Source organism: Roseburia hominis (assembly GCA_040702975.1).
GTDB classification, from domain to species: Bacteria; Bacillota; Clostridia; order Lachnospirales; family Lachnospiraceae; genus Allocoprococcus; species Allocoprococcus hominis_A.
The window spans coordinates 695,409-711,807 of sequence record CP159990.1; the positions used below are offsets into that span (position 1 = coordinate 695,409).

A 16,399-nucleotide genomic window follows, 5' to 3' on the forward strand; every position below is an offset into this window, starting at 1 on the left:
CGCATATTGCATTTTTCCCCTGCATACATTGTAAAAACGATGTTTGCAGGGGGATTTTTTGAAAGATTATATTGCAAAAAGAGCCGTAGAAATCGCCAATTATATTATAGAAAATAATGCCACGGTAAGGCAGACGGCAAAGAGATTTGGGATTAGTAAAAGTACGGTACATAAAGACGTGACAGAACGCCTGATCCAGATTAACCCTTCTCTTGCGGCGGAAGCGCGCAAGGTGTTGGACCTGAATAAATCGGAGAGGCACATACGCGGTGGACTGGCTACACGGGAGAAATATCTTCATATGGAACACAGGTAAAAAATGTGCGGGGCATGAGACATGTCTCGCATTTTTTGAATGCAAAAATAGGGCGGGCTTTTTGCGATCAAGAAAAGCGTGTTATGGTTGGAAAATAACCTTCTCACGTTATTTATACTGTCATGTAAAGTCAGGGTAATATTATATCCTTGAAAAACCATCTATCCAGCCGTATAATGAAACGGTCAGGAGTGAGGAAAAAATGAAACAAAAGATAGACAGAAGTCATTATTTATTTACAAACAAACAGCTTGCCGCGCTGATTGGACCGCTGGTCATCGAACAGCTTTTGGCTGTTCTGGTGGGAATGGCGGATTCCATTATGATCGCAAATGTAGGAGAGGCAGCAGTCTCAGGGGTATCCCTTGTGGATAATATCATGGTGCTGCTGATCAATATTTTTGCGGCGCTGGCGACCGGAGGCGCGGTGGTGGCCGGGCAGTACCTGGGGCAGGAGAATAAAAAAGACGCCTGCAAGTCGGCAACGCAGCTGGTGTGGTTCGTCACCTTGTGCGCCGTGGGGATTACGGTACTGGTGTATTTGGGAAAGGATTTGATCCTGGATCACATTTTCGGACAGATCACGGCCGAGGTCAGGGGGCATGCAAATATTTATCTGTTGATCGTGGCGGCGTCGATTCCTTTCATCGCGCTCTATAACGGAGGAGCCGCTATTTTCCGGGCTATGGGGAATTCACGGATCTCCATGGTTGTGTCCATGATTATGAACGTGATCAATGTAAGCGGCAATGCGATTTTGATCTTCGGGCTTCACCGCGGGACAGAGGGAGTTGCGATTCCCACCCTGGTGTCGCGTATGGTCGCGGCAGTCATTATTATTGTACTGCTCTGCCAGGAGAAATGGACGCTGCATATTGAGAGAAGCTGGAGGTTTAAGCCGAACAAGAAGATGATTCGAAATATTCTCAGGGTAGGCGTTCCGAATGGTTTGGAAAACAGTATGTTTCAGCTGGGGAAAATTCTGGTGCTGAGTCTGGTTTCCACCTTTGGTACATATGCCATCGCAGCGAATGCGGTGTCAAATGCGGTCGCGCTGTTTCATATCCTTCCGGGAATGTCCATGGGGCTTGCGATCACGACGGTCGTTTCCCAGTGCGTTGGGGCGGGGGATTATGAGCAGGTACAGTATTATTTGAAGAAAATGCTGGCGATGACTTACGGGGCGATCGTTGTGACCGTGGGAATCATTTATCTGATGATGCCACTCATTTTGAAAGCCTACCATTTGTCCGATCTGACTGCCAGAACGACGGAACAGATCGTAGCTTTCCATGGATTGAGCTGTATTGTGATCTGGCCGGTGTCATTTTCCCTTCCGTCGGCGTTCCGGGCGTCGGGAGACGCGAGAATGTGTATGATTATTTCGGTGGCTTCCATGTGGATTTTCCGTATCGGGTTCAGTTATTTGCTGGGACTGTATTTTGGAATGGGCGTTTTCGGAATCTGGGTAGCGATGGTGATCGACTGGGTAGTACGGGCGATTTGCTTTGTAATCCGGTATCGAGGCGGCAAATGGAAACATGCGGCGTTGGTGTAGAAGTAATGAAAAAGACAGCTGTGTGAAAAAGGGAAATATATCGTGGTGATGTAAAGATACCTGAAAGGGGAAAATGCGGTAAGGGGGATCTTATGTTTTCGGATAAATTGCAGGAATATGCGCAGAAAAAATATGAGCAGAGGCTTCCGGTACTGGGAAAAATCGGGGAAGTCGTGGCAGGAAAACTTCCGCTGTGTACCAAGGAAGAGCAGATTTTGATGAAATTTTTCTACGGAACCATGCCGCTTCGAGATGCCGGTGAATATGAGTTTGAGGTGTTTTTGGGCTTTGTGCGGCATTCGCTTATGGTGTATCGAACGATGGAGTGGTGCCGGGAGGTGCCGGAGGAAATCTTTTTGCACCACATTTTATATTATCGAATTAATTCGGAAAATATCGAAGACTGCCGGAAGTTCTTTTATGAAAAACTGATTGACCGCATCAAGGGGAAAACTTTGCAGGAAGCGGTGCTGGAAATTAATTACTGGTGTGCGGAAAATGGCTCCTATGAGGCGTCGGACCATAGAACGATTTCGCCGCTCGTGCTATATCGCTCGGGAAAAGGACGCTGCGGGGAGGAGTCAACATTTGCGGTAACGGCATTTCGCAGTGTGGGGGTTCCGGCCAGACAGGTTTATGCACCATGGTGGGCACACTGCGATGATAATCACGCGTGGGTGGAAGTATATATAGAAGGAAAATGGCATTTTCTGGGGGCTTGCGAGCCGGAGGAAATATTGGATAGGGGCTGGTTTGTGAATGCATCTTCCAGAGCGCTTCTGATTCATACCAGGAATTTTTCGGATTATGGGGACGATTTGGGAGAGCCGTGTGTCGGGCGGGAGGACCGAATCTGGTTCTATAATGTGACTGCGGGCTATGCAAAAGCCAGACAATTTGAGATCCGGGTTCTGGAAGAAGACGGAAGAGCGGTCGGACAAGCAGATGTGTTTGTGGAAGTTTTGAACAGCGGGGAGTATCATAGTGTTGCAAAGCTCTGTACGAATGAGGAGGGAAAGGCATCGATTCTGATCGGCCTCGGGTCCATACATCTGCGCATAGTAAAAGGGAAGAAAGGCCGTGAGGTGACGGTCAATACCCGTGTTCAGGAAAGCGCTGCGGTCGTGATTAGAGAGGACTGGTTTGCGGAAGGACAGGGAGAATGGACTCAGTTGGATCTGGAAGCGCCGGAGGATTCCCCGATACATCGGACGCTTATGTCAAAGGAGCAAAAAGACAGGAGCTTAAGGAAACTTTGCAGGGCAAATGAAATACGTTCCGGCAGGATAGAAGGGTATTACGTGGAGGAAAAGGCGGCCCGGTATCCGGAGGAAAAAGAAATCTTGCATGCTGCGGCGGGCAATTTTGATGAGATTTACAGTTTTTTGGATAAAGACAGCAATGTGGACAGAAGATATTTGCTGCATAGCCTGACGGTGAAGGATTATAAAGATGCGAAGGCGGCGATTTTGGAAAAACATCTTGGCCATGCGTCGAAATACAGGGAACGTTGGGAAAAGGCCGGGAAATTGGATATTTATATTTCGTATATACTTTGTCCCAGAATTTATCTGGAAGAAATGACGTATTACAGGGAATTTATTGAGAAATATTTTGGTGGGCAGGCATGGCTTAGTGATCCGTTTGCGATATGGGGATATATTGAACGGACGATTGGTTATGACAGTGCAGAGGACTACGGAACCATTTTCACAACGCCGGTCGGTACGCTGTCGCTCCGGTTTGGAAATCTTGTCAGCCGCAGGATCTTGTTTGTCGCCATTTGCCGTACTTTTGGGATTCCGGCGCGAATAAGTCCGGTCAATATGTAGGCGGAGGCGTATTTGGGAGAAGCCTTTGTTTCGGTGGAGCATGTGATGGACGGCGAGGCGGAAGATGAGGGGAAGCAAGGGCAGAGTAAGGAATCGAGCCAAATTGAAGTGTTGGAGCAGAGTAAAGCGCTGGGGCAGATTAAAGAGCCGGGCAAGAGTAAAGAGCTGGGTCAGGTTAAAGAATTGGGGCAGAGTAAAGCGCTAGGGCAGATTAAAGAGCCGGGCAAGAGTAAGGAGCCGTGCCAGATTATATTACGGAAGACGGAAGAGCAAACGGCCGGGTATTATCAGACATGGACGATTGCAAAATTTGACGGAAACAGGTTCATAACGCAAAATTATGCAGAGGAAAGCTTTGTGGATAATTGCCTTTGCCTTGAGGCGGAAGCAGGATTTTACCGCATATTGACCACGAATCGTTCGCCGAATGGAAATCAGTTGGCGGCAGAGTATCGTTTTTGTTTGGAAGAGGGTCAGACAGAAGAGGTGCAGATGCATTTTCGAAAGGGGAGCCCGGAAGAGATGCTGGTAGAGTATCCGCTGGAGGATTTTGAGGTGATGGAGGACGGGAAGCAGGAGATGGCTTCTTGTTTAACAGGGGAGAAAATAACGATTCTGGCGTTTCTGGACGAAGGGCAGGAGCCGACAGAGCATGTGCTGAATGAAATGTTAGAGCAGCAGAAGTATCTGGATTCGCAGAATTTTCATATTTATTTTGTCCTGAAAGGTGAAGAGGCTTTGCAGAACAAAACGCTTGGAAGAGTTCTGGAGAGCGTGTTATCTGTCCGGGTCGTATATGGGGCATTTGATGAAATTGTGGAACCGTTGGCCCGCAGGATGTATGTGGACCCCGACAAACTGCCGCTGCTCCTTGTGGTGCGGCCGGGACTTATTGGTATTTATGCGAGCAGTGGGTATAATGTGGGGAGTGTCGAGATGATGCTGAAATGTATCCGCGAGGTATAGTGAACTCCAATTTATTTATGAGGGCGTGATGGAAAATATATTTGCGAGGCGTGATCAGTGAGTTTGTCTGCGGGAAACGTAAGGGAAATGGGACGTGGAACGGGCAAACAGAAAAATACTGATTTGAAATTTAAATTCCAGTGCAAAGTTACATTCCGCACGCCCAACAGAAAAATTTGGTTTCAGGCATTGTAAATATCTGAGTGCTATTTTATAATTGAAATGATTTGACGTGAAGAAATATTTCACAGCACAAGACGCGAGAAAATAAAAGGGAGGCGCACAGGTGAAGAGAGAATTAGTCATCGTATTGGATTTTGGCGGACAGTATAACCAGCTTGTGGCGAGACGTGTTCGTGAATGTAATGTGTATTGTGAGATTTACTCTTATAAGATCGAAATTGAAAAAATCAAGAGCATGAATCCGAAGGGGATTATTTTGACCGGCGGCCCGAACAGCTGCTATTTGGAGGATTCACCGACTTATACGAGAGAGTTATTTGAAATGGGAGTTCCGGTACTGGGGCTTTGTTATGGCGCGCAGCTTATGATGCATGTGCTTGGAGGAAAAGTAGAGCGTGCCGATGTCAGAGAGTACGGAAAGACCGAAGTGATTATTGATAAGACGGATTCTAAAGTATTTGAAAATGTATCGAAGGAAACGATTTGCTGGATGAGTCATTTCGATTACATTTCCCGGATTGCACCGGGATTTGAGATTACGGCACATACGGCAGATTGTCCGGTGGCAGCGGCTGAGAATGCGGCAGGGAAATTGTATGCGATTCAGTTCCACCCGGAGGTACTGCATACGGCAGAGGGAACGAAGATGTTGTCAAACTTTGTACTTGGTGTGTGCGGCTGCGCCGGAGACTGGAAAATGGATTCATTTGTGGAGGAGTCCATTAAGCAGATTAGAGAGAAAGTCGGAGATGGAAAGGTGCTGTGCGCTCTGTCAGGCGGCGTGGATTCTTCTGTGGCAGCGGTACTGCTGTCCAAGGCGGTCGGCGATCAGCTTACCTGTGTATTTGTAGATCATGGCCTTTTGAGAAAGAACGAGGGCGATGAGGTAGAGGCTGTCTTTGGGCCGGAAGGAAATTACGATTTGAACTTTATCCGGGTGAATGCGCAACAGAGATTTTATGATAAACTTGCAGGCGTGGAGGAACCGGAGAAAAAGCGTAAGATCATCGGAGAAGAATTTATCCGGGTGTTTGAGGAAGAGGCGAAGAAGATCGGCGCGGTTGATTTCTTGGTGCAGGGAACGATTTACCCGGATGTGGTAGAAAGTGGCCTGGGGGGTGAGTCGGCTGTGATTAAGTCTCATCATAACGTAGGCGGTCTGCCGGATTACGTTGATTTTAAGGAGATTATTGAACCGCTTAGAGACTTGTTTAAGGACGAGGTCCGAAAAGCTGGTTTGGAGCTTGGAATTCCGGAGTATCTGGTATTCAGACAACCGTTCCCGGGGCCGGGACTCGGAGTTAGAATTGTTGGAGAAGTTACGGCCGAGAAGGTGAGGATTGTTCAGGATGCGGATGCGATTTACCGGGAAGAGATTGCAAAAGCTGGTCTGGATCAGGAGATTAACCAGTATTTTGCGGCACTTACGAATATGAGAAGTGTGGGAGTTATGGGGGATGAGAGAACCTATGACTATGCTGTGGCGCTGCGTGGGGTCAAGACGATTGACTTTATGACGGCGGAAGCGGCGGATATTCCGTTTGAAGTGCTGAATAAGGTGATGAGCAGGATTATTAATGAGGTGAAAGGGGTTAATAGGGTAATGTATGATCTGACCTCTAAGCCGCCGGGGACGATTGAGTTCGAGTGATGAAATTGTTTCCGTGCAACATTTGTTATCCTCAAAAAGACAAAAATCGTTAGCCTCAATCGTTAACAAATTAGCATAAAAAATTGAGCCTCAGACTGGGTTAAATGGCCCATGTCTGGGGCTATTTTTATGTGGAGGAGGATTGGTTCGGGAAAATAGGATTGGGGGTATGACAGGCGTAAATCCCGTTGCGGAAAACTGCCACAAATGCCGTATTTATAAGGGCACTGAAAAACTTCCATTTTTTAAGTGGGAGTTTTTCTTTTATGACGATTTTTTGTGATTTTCAGTTCTTTTTCGATAAGATTACAGAATAATGCTATGGTTTAAGCCATAGCCAATTCCTGTAATCTTACTATCCTTTTTACATTTGCTGTAAATGCGGTAAAATACATTTGAACATGCATAGCAAATAACCCTCTTGAATCTGCTCTGCGCAAACCGTGGGCTTCTTTTAATTCTCCATTCTTTTCTTCTATCCTATGCCGGATTTTCATTCTCTCTTGGAAGTATTCACTTTCTTCAAATTTAAGCCTTTCCATGTTTTTCGCGCTTGCCTGCGTGATACTGTAACTCCGTTCTTTTGAGTTTGATTTTCCTACACGGCAGTTTTCTCTTTGCGGGCATTTCCGGCACTTAACTTTGCTAAATATATATCTTAAATAGGTGTTCCCGTTTTTGGCAGCTCTCTTTTCCACTCGCATGGAAAGCTCTCCGGCAGGACATTGCAGCAACCCTGCATCTTTATTGAAACAGAACCCCTCCGCAAGGTTTCCGTTTGCAGCCGCCGCTACAGCTGTATTCGTTCGGGCAATCAGTGCAATCTCTTTTCCGCATACTTCCAGATTATCATCACTGACATATGCCATATCTCCGATAACTTCTGTTACTTTTATTCCATTTTTCTGTGCTTTTTCTATCAGTTTCGGCAATTCCTGACCATCCGGTGCTCCTCCATCTGTTACACTTATCCCAGCAATCAGACGGCCTTCTGTCATTGCGAGATGATTCTTATACCCATAAAACGTACTGGTCGCCGTTTTGTGCCCAAACCGTGCATCTTTATCATCTTTGGAACGGATCTCTCTGATCTGTTCGTTCTCAAGCAGTTCTTTCATCTCTTTAGAGATTTTCTGTATCTTTTGATTTCCACAGGTTTCTATCCCTTCCTCCAGAACCTGGAGCAGTTCCTTCGTATAGGCGATCTCTTCGTCCAATCCTGCTTCCAAAGATGGTTTCTCTGGAAATCTCTCTGATAATTCAAAAGCATTTTTATAAATCTCTTTCCGAAGTTGTTTACTCATATCCCTCAGGATTTGTGTGGGGGATTTCGCTCGGACGGATGCAGTTGTGTGGGTAGAATCCACGATAATCGTTCCCGATTTGATTAGACCTTTGTCCAGAGCCTGCTGGATTGTTTCTTTCAGCATTTCCTCCAGAATATCTTCCGTGATGCGGGTCTTTCTGAATTTCGTCAGAAGACTGGGATCTATCATTTTTTCTTCTGGTTCCAGATCCAGAAAAAATTTATATGCCATGTCTGTCTGAGCACTGCTGATCAGGGTTTCATCGGACAGATCGTACAGCTTTTTCAGAAAAAGCAGTTTAAACATCATCTCCGGTTCTTTCGCCGGCCGCCCGAAATTTTCACAATACTGTTTACGGAGCATTGGATTTACAAAACTAAAATCTATATTTTCTTTAATTCTACGCAAAAGATGATTTGCTGGAATGATTGCATCATAAATCCCCTGATAGGGTGATAATGAAAGTTTCAACTGTGAATGGTCTTTCAACATGGCAGAACCTCCTTCCTCATGATTCTATTATAATGGATACATTAAAAAAGCCCAATTCTTTTTTAGAATCAGACTTTTTCAGTGCCCTTTATTTATGCGGGTTTGAGGGGTGAGAGATGATGTGGGAAATAGCTATGGGAGGTTGTTACGAGAATAGGTGCGAGAGGTTGTTACGTGATCTCGTTACGGGATTTTTGAGGCGGGGGATGTTGTTGCCGGTGGGATGTTACGGGAGGATGGTGAGATTTGCCTTTTTCAGGATAGTGAGGGTTACACCGGAACATAGTGCTTTTTACAAAATCCATTTTTGGGAAAGCCTTAAAATGGCGGGAACCCGCATAAATAAAAGGAAAAACGGGTGCAGGTTTGAAAATCCCCAAAAACAAAAACCGGGAAATCGGCGTTTTTGGGGAAATAAAATTCTTTTTGGGAATGTTTTTGGGAGGTCTGTGCCATGCGGAAAAAGAATTACAAAGGGCGGTGTGAGAAGTGCACAGTGTCAAAATCAAAGGAAGTCTGTAAGACCTATGATGGGCTTCAAAAGGCTTACCTGCACATCTTACAGGGGTGTGAGGATATACAGGAAATACGCTGCAATGTTCTTCTGGATGGTCTGGATATCGGAGCCTACACCTCAGATTTTGTCTGCGTGAAGCAGGGAAATGACCTGATGGTGAGGGAATGCGTATTCCGCAAATTCCTGACAAAGCCGATGACAGTAAAGCTTCTGGATGCGTCAAGAGATTACTGGCTGCGGCATGGAGTGACGGATTGGGGGCTGGTGATTGATGAAGAAAAATAGTCTTTTAAAACAGGTGATACCAGAAACAGGAGACGCAATACAGCCGGAAATCCTGCGTGTGCTGGAATTGACGGATGAAGAAGTACTGGTTATTGGCTGCCGGAAACGTACTATGCCCGGGTGGTGGAAGCGGATCACGCTGCAGGACTACGAATCCATGACAGAGGAAGAACTCTGGGAACTGACCGGAATAAGGCCTCGGGGACTGGATTCCCTTACCGCAGAAGAAAATCGCTTCGTCCATGAGCATTTTACTCTGATAGCGGGAATCCTGCCTTTTATTGCCGATGAAAAGGAGCGCAGCCGGATGGTTGCTTCTGTGGCAAAGATGTATCATGTCAGCAAGCAGACCGTCCGCTATTATCTATGCCTGTATCTGGTATATCAGGATATGTCTGTTCTGGCACCGAAGCGAAAGGCGGTGGCAGAGCTTTCGGATGATGAAAAAAATATGAGATGGGCGCTTAACAAGTTTTATTACACAAAGAATAAGAACAGTCTGACGACAGCCTATACGCTTATGCTCAAAGAGCGGTATTGTAATTCCCGTGGGGAATTGTCGCCAGAACGTCCGACCATTCATCAGTTCCGCTATTTTTACCGTAAGACAAAGAATCTGCAGGATTATTACATCACCAGAGACGGGATGAAGGATTACCAGCGGAACCACCGCCCGCTTCTCGGGGACGGCGTGCAGGAGTTTGCTTCCGGTGTGGGCGTTGCCATGCTGGATTCTACCATTTGCGATATTTATCTGGTCAATGAATCCGGTGGGCTGGTCGGCAGGCCGATTCTGACTGCCTGTGTGGACGCATACAGCGGGATGTGTTGCGGATATTCTCTGGGATGGGAAGGAGGTACCTACAGTCTTCGAGGGCTTATGCTGAATGTCATAGCCGATAAGAAGGAGCATTGCAGGCAGCATGGCATTGGGATAGACGATACGGCGTGGGATTGCAGCCGTCTTCCGGCTACCCTTGTGACAGATAAAGGGGCAGAATATGCTTCGGAAAACTTTGGGCAGCTGGCAGAGCTTGGCGTGACCATTATCAATCTTCCTTCCTTCCGGCCAGAGTTAAAAGGCCCGGTAGAGAAATTCTTTGATTTAATACAAAGTACATACAAGGCACATTTAAAAGGCCGGGGAGTGATTGAAGTGGATTACCGGGAGAGGGGTGCACACGATTACCGGAAGGACGCCTGCCTGACGCTGGAACAGTTTGAAAAAATCCTCATCCACTGTATTATCTATTACAATTCCCGAAGGATTGTGGAGAACTTCCCCTATACAGAGGATATGCTGGAAAAGGGAGTCCGGCCTTATGCCAGTGATATCTGGAATTATGGCATGGGGCAGCCGGGGGCACATCTTCTCGATGTTCATAGACAGGATTTAATCCATTGTCTTTTCCCGAGGACGGCAGCGAAATTTACCCGCCGGGGGCTGAAAGCCAATGGCCTGCGATACCGGCACGATAATTACACTGAGCTGTACTTAAAGGGCGGGGACGTTGTCGTGGCATACAACCCGGAGGATGTTTCCTGTGTTTGGCTGATAGAAAATGGTGCTTACGTCCGTTTCGAACTGATAGAGACCCGCTTTACAGGAAAGGATTTGTGCGCCGTACAGGAATGTCTGGACAGGCAGAAAAAGAGGGTGCAGAGGGAGACAGGGGAAAACCTGCAGGCCCGTGTGGAACTGGCGAACCATATCGAGGCGATTATTGGCCCGTCAAGGCCGGATGGCCGGACTTCGCTCCATAACATAAGGAAGAACCGGCAGAGGGAGCAGGAACGGGTGCACCGGGATTATGGAAAGGAGGATGGAGACGATGTTTGATCCAGAAATCCTTATCGGGAAGCTGCCGCCGATGTTATCCGGCGGGAGGCTTCAAAGGGCGATGGAAGTTCTGCCTCCCTATGAGGAGACGGTGAAAGAAAAAGAGATTACAGACAGGCTGATAGGACTGTCTGACCTGTATCAAATCTATCTCCCATCACAGATGTCACAGGAGATTTACAGCAAGCTCTATCTGGCAATGCTGCGTGCCCTCAGGAAAAAGGGGACAAGGCTTGCCATACAGCAGAGCAATGAGAATTACAGGGGAATTTGCGAAACAGGGAAAAACCGCAGTCTGTCATATGAATATACCGGTATTCTCGGGGGAAGCGACAGCTTTACCATCATTGGAACCAGCGGTATTGGGAAATCCAGTGCGATAGCAATGTCGATCCGACTGATGATGGAAAATCCGGTTCTGGAGCTTACAAACCCATACATGAGGGTTCTTCCCTGTGTTGTGGTACAGTGTCCCTTTGATTCTTCGGTCAAGGGAATGCTGCTTGAAATCCTGCGGAAGGTGGATGAGGTGCTGGAAACAAAATATTACGAAGGGGCGCTCCGGGCGAGGTCGACTACGGATATGCTTATTGGTTCTGTCAGTCAGGTCTGTTTAAACCACGTAGGCCTTTTGGTTGTGGATGAAATACAGAATGTGGCAGGCAGCAAAAACGGGAAAAGCCTTATCGGTTCCCTGACACAGCTAATCAATAATTCCGGTATCAGTATCTGTATGGTCGGTACGCCGGAAAGCACGGCCTTCTTTGAACAGGCAATGCCGCTTGCAAGGCGCAGCCTTGGCTTACAGTATGGCCCTATGCCGTATGGGAAGGAATTTTCCTCTTTTTGTGAAGTGCTGTTTTCCTACCAGTATGTGCGGGAACCGTCCTTTCTCAGCGGTCAGATAATTGAATGGCTTTATGAACACAGCGCAGGGGTGGTTTCGAGTGTGGTGTCCCTTATCCATGACGCACAGGAAATCGCTATTTTGGATGGCAGGGAGAAGCTGGATATTGGCACGCTAAATGACGCTTACCGGCAGCGGATGAAGCTGTTACATGGATATATCCGTCCGACAGTGGTACATAACGGACAGTGTTCGGCTCCGAAAAAGAAGCAGGCAGCCGGAGCATATGTTCAAGGGGCTTCGGGAGTAGAAAATGGAAACAGTGACACAGAAGAACACTTGATAGCCGGTCTTGTCGCCGCTGCTAAAGCGGAGCAGGAGAATATTGTCGCAATCCTGAAAAACTATATGGTAGTAACGGAGGTGGGGGTATGATTGGATTCTTTCCAACTCTGTACCCGGATGAACTGTTATACAGCGGGATGAGCCGTTATCATGCCCAAAATGGATATGGGACATACAGAAGCTCTGCGGAGGATTTCTTCCAGAATCCGCAGGTCAGGCCGGATATCGAGTTTATGAATGCCTATACGGAGAATGCGTTATCCGTACTTACAAGTGCCATGCCATTGGAAGAACTGATACTTCGACATACCATGTTTCTGTTTTATGGTGCGTTCCTGCCTCTGGAACGGAGAAAGAAAGCCTTTTCCTCCCTCCTTCGGATGGAGGGAGGCCACAGGAATTATCTCTCCTTGCCGCTTTCAAAACAGGGAAGATCACGATTCTTAAGGTACTGCCCGCTTTGTGCCGAGACGGACAGGGAAACCTATGGAGAAACATACTGGCACAGGAGCGGGCAGTTAGCCGGAATCAGTGTCTGCCCCATTCATGGCTGCTTTCTTATTGACAGTGATATCTCTGTTTCAGGAAAGGCAGCACCGGCTTTTGCTCCTGCGGAATTGTCCATCCCATACAGTAGCCATATATGCTATAGCGACAGTGCAGTGGAAAAGGAACTTGCAGCCTATGTATTTCAGCTATTTACGGAAAAGACAGACATTCTGAATGAAGTGGAGATGGGAACCTTTCTGCATACAAGGCTGGAAGGGACAAAGTATCTTTCCCCACGGGGAGAACAAAGAAATATCGGGTTATTGCACTGGGATTTTACAGAATATTACCGGGAATTGCCGGATAATCGCTTTACGGAACTGTGGCAGCTGCAGAAAGTATTTGCCGGTGACCGGTTTCACTTTACAGAGGTCGCTATGCTGGCCATGTTTCTACAGATCGCTCCAAAAGAGGCCGCACAAAGAACGCTCCCGAAAAAGACGCAGGTGCAGGTATTTGAGGAGCAGATACGGCGGCTGCACTCAGAGCAGGGGCTGAACTATCCAGAGATAGCAAGGCGGCTGGGGGCTTCGGTCAATGTGGTAAAACCGGTGGGTGAGGGCAGGTATGGGAAGCAGAAAGCACTTTCTGTAGAGAGCAGACCCCAAAAAGGAGGTCCGCATGTGAAAGAATGGGAAACCATCGATATAGAAACGCTTCCTCTGGTACAGCAGGCAATCGAAAGGCTATGGAACGGCACAGATACCGGCGGCAGGCCGGGCCGGGTGACCGTGTTTGGTGTGGAGAAGGCGCTGGGACTTCCATCGAAGCGGCTACAGAAACTGCCCCGGTGCATGGCAGAAATACAGGCGCACTATGAGAGCTTCCCGGAATACTGGGCAAGAGAGGTAAGCGTAGCTGCCTGCAGACTGGAACAGCAGGGACAGGCCCTGAACTGGAAACATATCAGGGAAATGACGAATTTAAACCGCAGAAATTTCCAGTTATGCCTTGCCTTTCTGGAACAGTATGCGAAGCCGGAGCTTGCTGCGGCTATACGGGAGATTTTATAACAGGAAAACAGAAAGCTCATCCTTCGGGATGGGCTGATTTTATGATACAGGGAAAGGTGGGTGGAATCCATGAAGCGGGATTCGGCAAAGAAATTTTGGCGGGGCTATATGGATGTCTTATGCAGGGGCGGCGGCAGCATAACCATGGTAAATCCATTGGAGGAATTTAGGACCCGGGCAAACAAAGGCGGGTTTGCAGCCCTTACGGATGAAGAATACTTTCAAAATGAACAGCAGGCCGCAGAGTTCGCCTCTTTTTGGAAATATAAGCCGAAGGAGGTTATCAGTAACATTATCGCAAATGCGCTAGCGAAAATTGACCTGTCGGAGGAAGACCAGAAAATGATTGCCGACATTATCGCCGAAGCCTCCGTAAATACAAAGTATGATGTCAGTACCGATATGGATGAAATTCCGTGGGCGGAGGATGTCTGCGATTTTGAACCTGCGGATATGCCGACTCCTTTTGATGATTTGGGGTGGACGCCACGCAGTATTTATAATTACCTTGAGAATCGGGTTTACGGGCAGAAGGAAGCCAAACGGGCGGCTGCCATGCTCGTATATCAGCACCTGCATGGGAACCGAAGGAATGTTGTCATGGCGGGGCCGACTGGTTGTGGAAAGACGGAAATCTGGCGTACCCTGTCCCGGGAATTTGACTGCATAAAAATCCTCAATGGACCGCAGATTTCCTGTGATGGCTGGAAGGGAAGCTATCACATAAAGGATATCTTTCTGGATGAGCCCCGGGAAAAGGCGGGGAAACAGATAATTGTCATTGATGAGGCAGATAAGCTTTTTGAGCCCACCGTAGGCGCTGGCGGTACGGATTTCGCTCAGAGAATACAGAATGAATTGCTGAAAATAATGGATGGAGATACCATCACATTTGTGGAGGAGAATAACACCGGCAGACGTCTTACCGTGGACTGTTCCGGTATATCCATGGTCTTTTGCGGCAGCTTTGAGCGTATGCTTAAAGAAAAGACAGCAGCTTCCGGCAGTATTGGCTTTGGCCAGCCTGTTAAGACGGAAAGTGTGATTGCAGAGTGCAGCGAAGAAGATTTAATCCAGTATGCGAATGTACGCCGGGAAATTGCAGGAAGAATTAACCAGATAGTGACACTGGATATGCTGGATTCCAGTGATTTTGAGGCAATCTTAAAGAGCAAAGCCTCCCCGATTGAAAAACTGGAAAAAACATATGGAATTACTCTGTCCGTGGATGATGAAATCAGGAAAAAACTTGCCACGGAGGCGGCAGAAAGCGGTCTTGGATGTCGATACATCTTTTCCAGATTACAGAGCATGTTGGATGATAAGATGTTTGACACCCCGGAATCAAAGGCGTTTGTACTGGCACCGGATTGAGATGGTCTTTTGCAGTAAAATGAAGATAAGTAGGGAATCGGAAATCGTGATCGATCCTGAGACAATGAAAGATGTGAAAAAATCTGAATATTTGAAACCCGAGGTCTCCTGTGGAAAAGAATGTGCTTTCCACGGGAGATTCTTTGTTATGGGTATTTTTCCCTAAAAAGCTGCTTACGCAGCTGCGGGTGTATTTATAGAAGTACACGGAAAGGGGGAGTCTGATTTATGGCTGTGTATGACCATGTCAATTATGCTGTTCCCAATGATAATCATGATATTGCAAAAGCGTTTCTGCAGGGGCTTGACGCCCGTTTCGAGATATCCGAAATGGGAGGCGATGAATGCTGCTTTGCCTTATACGACCTGTGTCCGGAACAGGCATACGCTGTTAAATGCTTTTTCGAACAGGAATGTGGAGCAGTAGAGCTGCCTTTTTAAGAAGGGAAGGGGGAACATTCATGTCATGTAAAGAACAGATGGACGCCCTTGAGCAGAAGCTAAAAAATGGCATTACTGAATATTTCACATCAGAAAAATACGCTGTCCTGCTCAAGGTCATGAGTAAATTCCATCACTATAGTTTTAATAATGCCGTTCTTATTGCCGCTCAGTGTCCGCAGGCAAGCTATGTAACAGGTTATACGAACTGGAAACAGTCATTTAACCGTATTGTCCGCAAAGGGGAGAAAGCCATCCGTATTATTGCCCCATGTCCATATAAAGTCACGAATGAGGAAACCGGGGAAGAGGAAGAAAAGCTCTCATTCCGGGCCGCTTCTGTATTTGATATCAGTCAGACCATGCAGATACCAGAGACCGAGGAAATCCGGCTGGAACTGCCGGAACTTGTGGGGGATGTTGCGGATTTTGAATCGATCATCGGTGCGATCATAGCAGCGGCTTCCGCTTCGGTATCTTATGAGCCTGTCGCTGGTGGGGCGAAGGGGTGTTACCTGCCGTCTGAGCACCGTATTATCATACAACCGGATATGTCGCAGCTACAGACCATAAAAACGCTTATCCATGAATCAGCACATGCCCATTTGCACAATACAGAGGCATTAAAGGGCCGCAAGGCTGACCGTGAGACAAAAGAAATAGAAGCGGAATCGGTGGCGTTTATTGTTTCGGATATGCTGGGCCTTGATACTTCGGAATACAGCTTTGAGTATATCGCAACATGGGAAGGAAAAGACGACTTGAAGCAGCTGAATGCTTCGATGAAACTGATCCGTGATACCGCAAACGTCATGTTCGATAATATACAGGTGGTATTACAGAACGCCGCTTAAATACTTGCCGTTTGTTTTTATTTTAAGAC

The 16,399-nt window shown here is 47.2% G+C and carries 13 protein-coding genes; 12 read left to right on the top strand and 1 reads right to left on the bottom strand.

The window, feature by feature from the left end:
* The first annotated feature begins 58 nt into the window (after positions 1 to 58).
* The 5 genes from spoIIID (at position 59) to guaA (ending at position 6,506) form a co-directional block, all read left to right on the top strand.
* Complete coding sequence (spoIIID, locus tag ABXS75_03085; protein XCP85800.1) at positions 59 to 316, top strand: sporulation transcriptional regulator SpoIIID; 258 nt, start codon at positions 59 to 61, stop codon at positions 314 to 316.
* Between the two features lie 202 nt (positions 317 to 518).
* Positions 519 to 1,874 carry an MATE family efflux transporter gene (locus ABXS75_03090; protein ID XCP85801.1) on the top strand — a complete coding sequence of 452 codons (1,356 nt, stop codon included), beginning with the start codon at positions 519 to 521 and terminating at the stop codon, positions 1,872 to 1,874.
* A gap of 92 nt (positions 1,875 to 1,966) precedes the next feature.
* A complete protein-coding gene (locus tag ABXS75_03095) occupies positions 1,967 to 3,706 on the top strand; it encodes a transglutaminase domain-containing protein (GenBank protein XCP85802.1) in 1,740 nt (579 codons plus the stop codon).
* 12 nt (positions 3,707 to 3,718) lie between these two features.
* Positions 3,719 to 4,672 carry a hypothetical protein gene (locus ABXS75_03100; GenBank protein ID XCP85803.1) on the top strand — a complete coding sequence of 318 codons (954 nt, stop codon included), beginning with the start codon at positions 3,719 to 3,721 and terminating at the stop codon, positions 4,670 to 4,672.
* Positions 4,673 to 4,958: 286 nt separating this feature from the next.
* Positions 4,959 to 6,506, top strand: a complete 1,548-nt coding sequence (guaA, locus tag ABXS75_03105; protein ID XCP85804.1) for a glutamine-hydrolyzing GMP synthase — start codon at positions 4,959 to 4,961, stop codon at positions 6,504 to 6,506.
* Positions 6,507 to 6,832: 326 nt separating this feature from the next.
* Here guaA and ABXS75_03110 read toward each other — a convergent pair whose 3' ends face one another.
* Entirely contained in the window at positions 6,833 to 8,305 is a 1,473-nt protein-coding gene (locus ABXS75_03110; protein ID XCP85805.1) for an IS1182 family transposase, read from the bottom strand.
* A gap of 454 nt (positions 8,306 to 8,759) precedes the next feature.
* Here ABXS75_03110 and ABXS75_03115 point away from each other — a divergent pair, with 454 nt between their 5' ends.
* The 7 genes from ABXS75_03115 to ABXS75_03145 all read left to right on the top strand — a co-directional run bounded on the left by ABXS75_03115 (position 8,760) and on the right by ABXS75_03145 (position 16,370).
* Positions 8,760 to 9,107 carry a hypothetical protein gene (locus ABXS75_03115; protein ID XCP85806.1) on the top strand — a complete coding sequence of 116 codons (348 nt, stop codon included), beginning with the start codon at positions 8,760 to 8,762 and terminating at the stop codon, positions 9,105 to 9,107.
* A complete protein-coding gene (locus ABXS75_03120; GenBank protein ID XCP85807.1) occupies positions 9,094 to 10,947 on the top strand; it encodes a Mu transposase C-terminal domain-containing protein in 1,854 nt (617 codons plus the stop codon). The genes ABXS75_03115 and ABXS75_03120 overlap by 14 nt, the downstream gene beginning before the upstream one ends.
* Positions 10,940 to 12,229, top strand: a complete 1,290-nt coding sequence (locus ABXS75_03125; protein XCP85808.1) for an AAA family ATPase — start codon at positions 10,940 to 10,942, stop codon at positions 12,227 to 12,229. Before ABXS75_03120 ends, ABXS75_03125 begins: the two co-directional genes overlap by 8 nt.
* Entirely contained in the window at positions 12,226 to 13,701 is a 1,476-nt protein-coding gene (locus tag ABXS75_03130) for a TniQ family protein (GenBank protein XCP85809.1), read from the top strand. Before ABXS75_03125 ends, ABXS75_03130 begins: the two co-directional genes overlap by 4 nt.
* Positions 13,702 to 13,770: 69 nt before the next feature.
* A complete protein-coding gene (locus ABXS75_03135; GenBank protein ID XCP85810.1) occupies positions 13,771 to 15,075 on the top strand; it encodes an AAA family ATPase in 1,305 nt (434 codons plus the stop codon).
* 228 nt (positions 15,076 to 15,303) lie between these two features.
* On the top strand, positions 15,304 to 15,516 hold the full coding sequence (locus tag ABXS75_03140; protein ID XCP85811.1) for a hypothetical protein: 213 nt from the start codon (positions 15,304 to 15,306) through the stop codon (positions 15,514 to 15,516).
* Positions 15,517 to 15,536: 20 nt separating this feature from the next.
* On the top strand, positions 15,537 to 16,370 hold the full coding sequence (locus tag ABXS75_03145) for an ArdC family protein (GenBank protein ID XCP85812.1): 834 nt from the start codon (positions 15,537 to 15,539) through the stop codon (positions 16,368 to 16,370).
* Positions 16,371 to 16,399 lie beyond the last annotated feature (29 nt).

Coding starts and splice junctions, on each gene's coding strand:
- ABXS75_03090 (XCP85801.1), top strand. CDS start 519: ATGAAACAAAAGATAGACAGAAGTCATTATTTATTTACAAACAAACAG.
- ABXS75_03095 (XCP85802.1), top strand. CDS start 1,967: ATGTTTTCGGATAAATTGCAGGAATATGCGCAGAAAAAATATGAGCAG.
- ABXS75_03110 (XCP85805.1), bottom strand. CDS start 8,305: ATGTTGAAAGACCATTCACAGTTGAAACTTTCATTATCACCCTATCAG.
- ABXS75_03115 (XCP85806.1), top strand. CDS start 8,760: ATGCGGAAAAAGAATTACAAAGGGCGGTGTGAGAAGTGCACAGTGTCA.
- ABXS75_03120 (XCP85807.1), top strand. CDS start 9,094: ATGAAGAAAAATAGTCTTTTAAAACAGGTGATACCAGAAACAGGAGAC.
- ABXS75_03125 (XCP85808.1), top strand. CDS start 10,940: ATGTTTGATCCAGAAATCCTTATCGGGAAGCTGCCGCCGATGTTATCC.
- ABXS75_03130 (XCP85809.1), top strand. CDS start 12,226: ATGATTGGATTCTTTCCAACTCTGTACCCGGATGAACTGTTATACAGC.
- ABXS75_03135 (XCP85810.1), top strand. CDS start 13,771: ATGAAGCGGGATTCGGCAAAGAAATTTTGGCGGGGCTATATGGATGTC.
- ABXS75_03140 (XCP85811.1), top strand. CDS start 15,304: ATGGCTGTGTATGACCATGTCAATTATGCTGTTCCCAATGATAATCAT.
- ABXS75_03145 (XCP85812.1), top strand. CDS start 15,537: ATGTCATGTAAAGAACAGATGGACGCCCTTGAGCAGAAGCTAAAAAAT.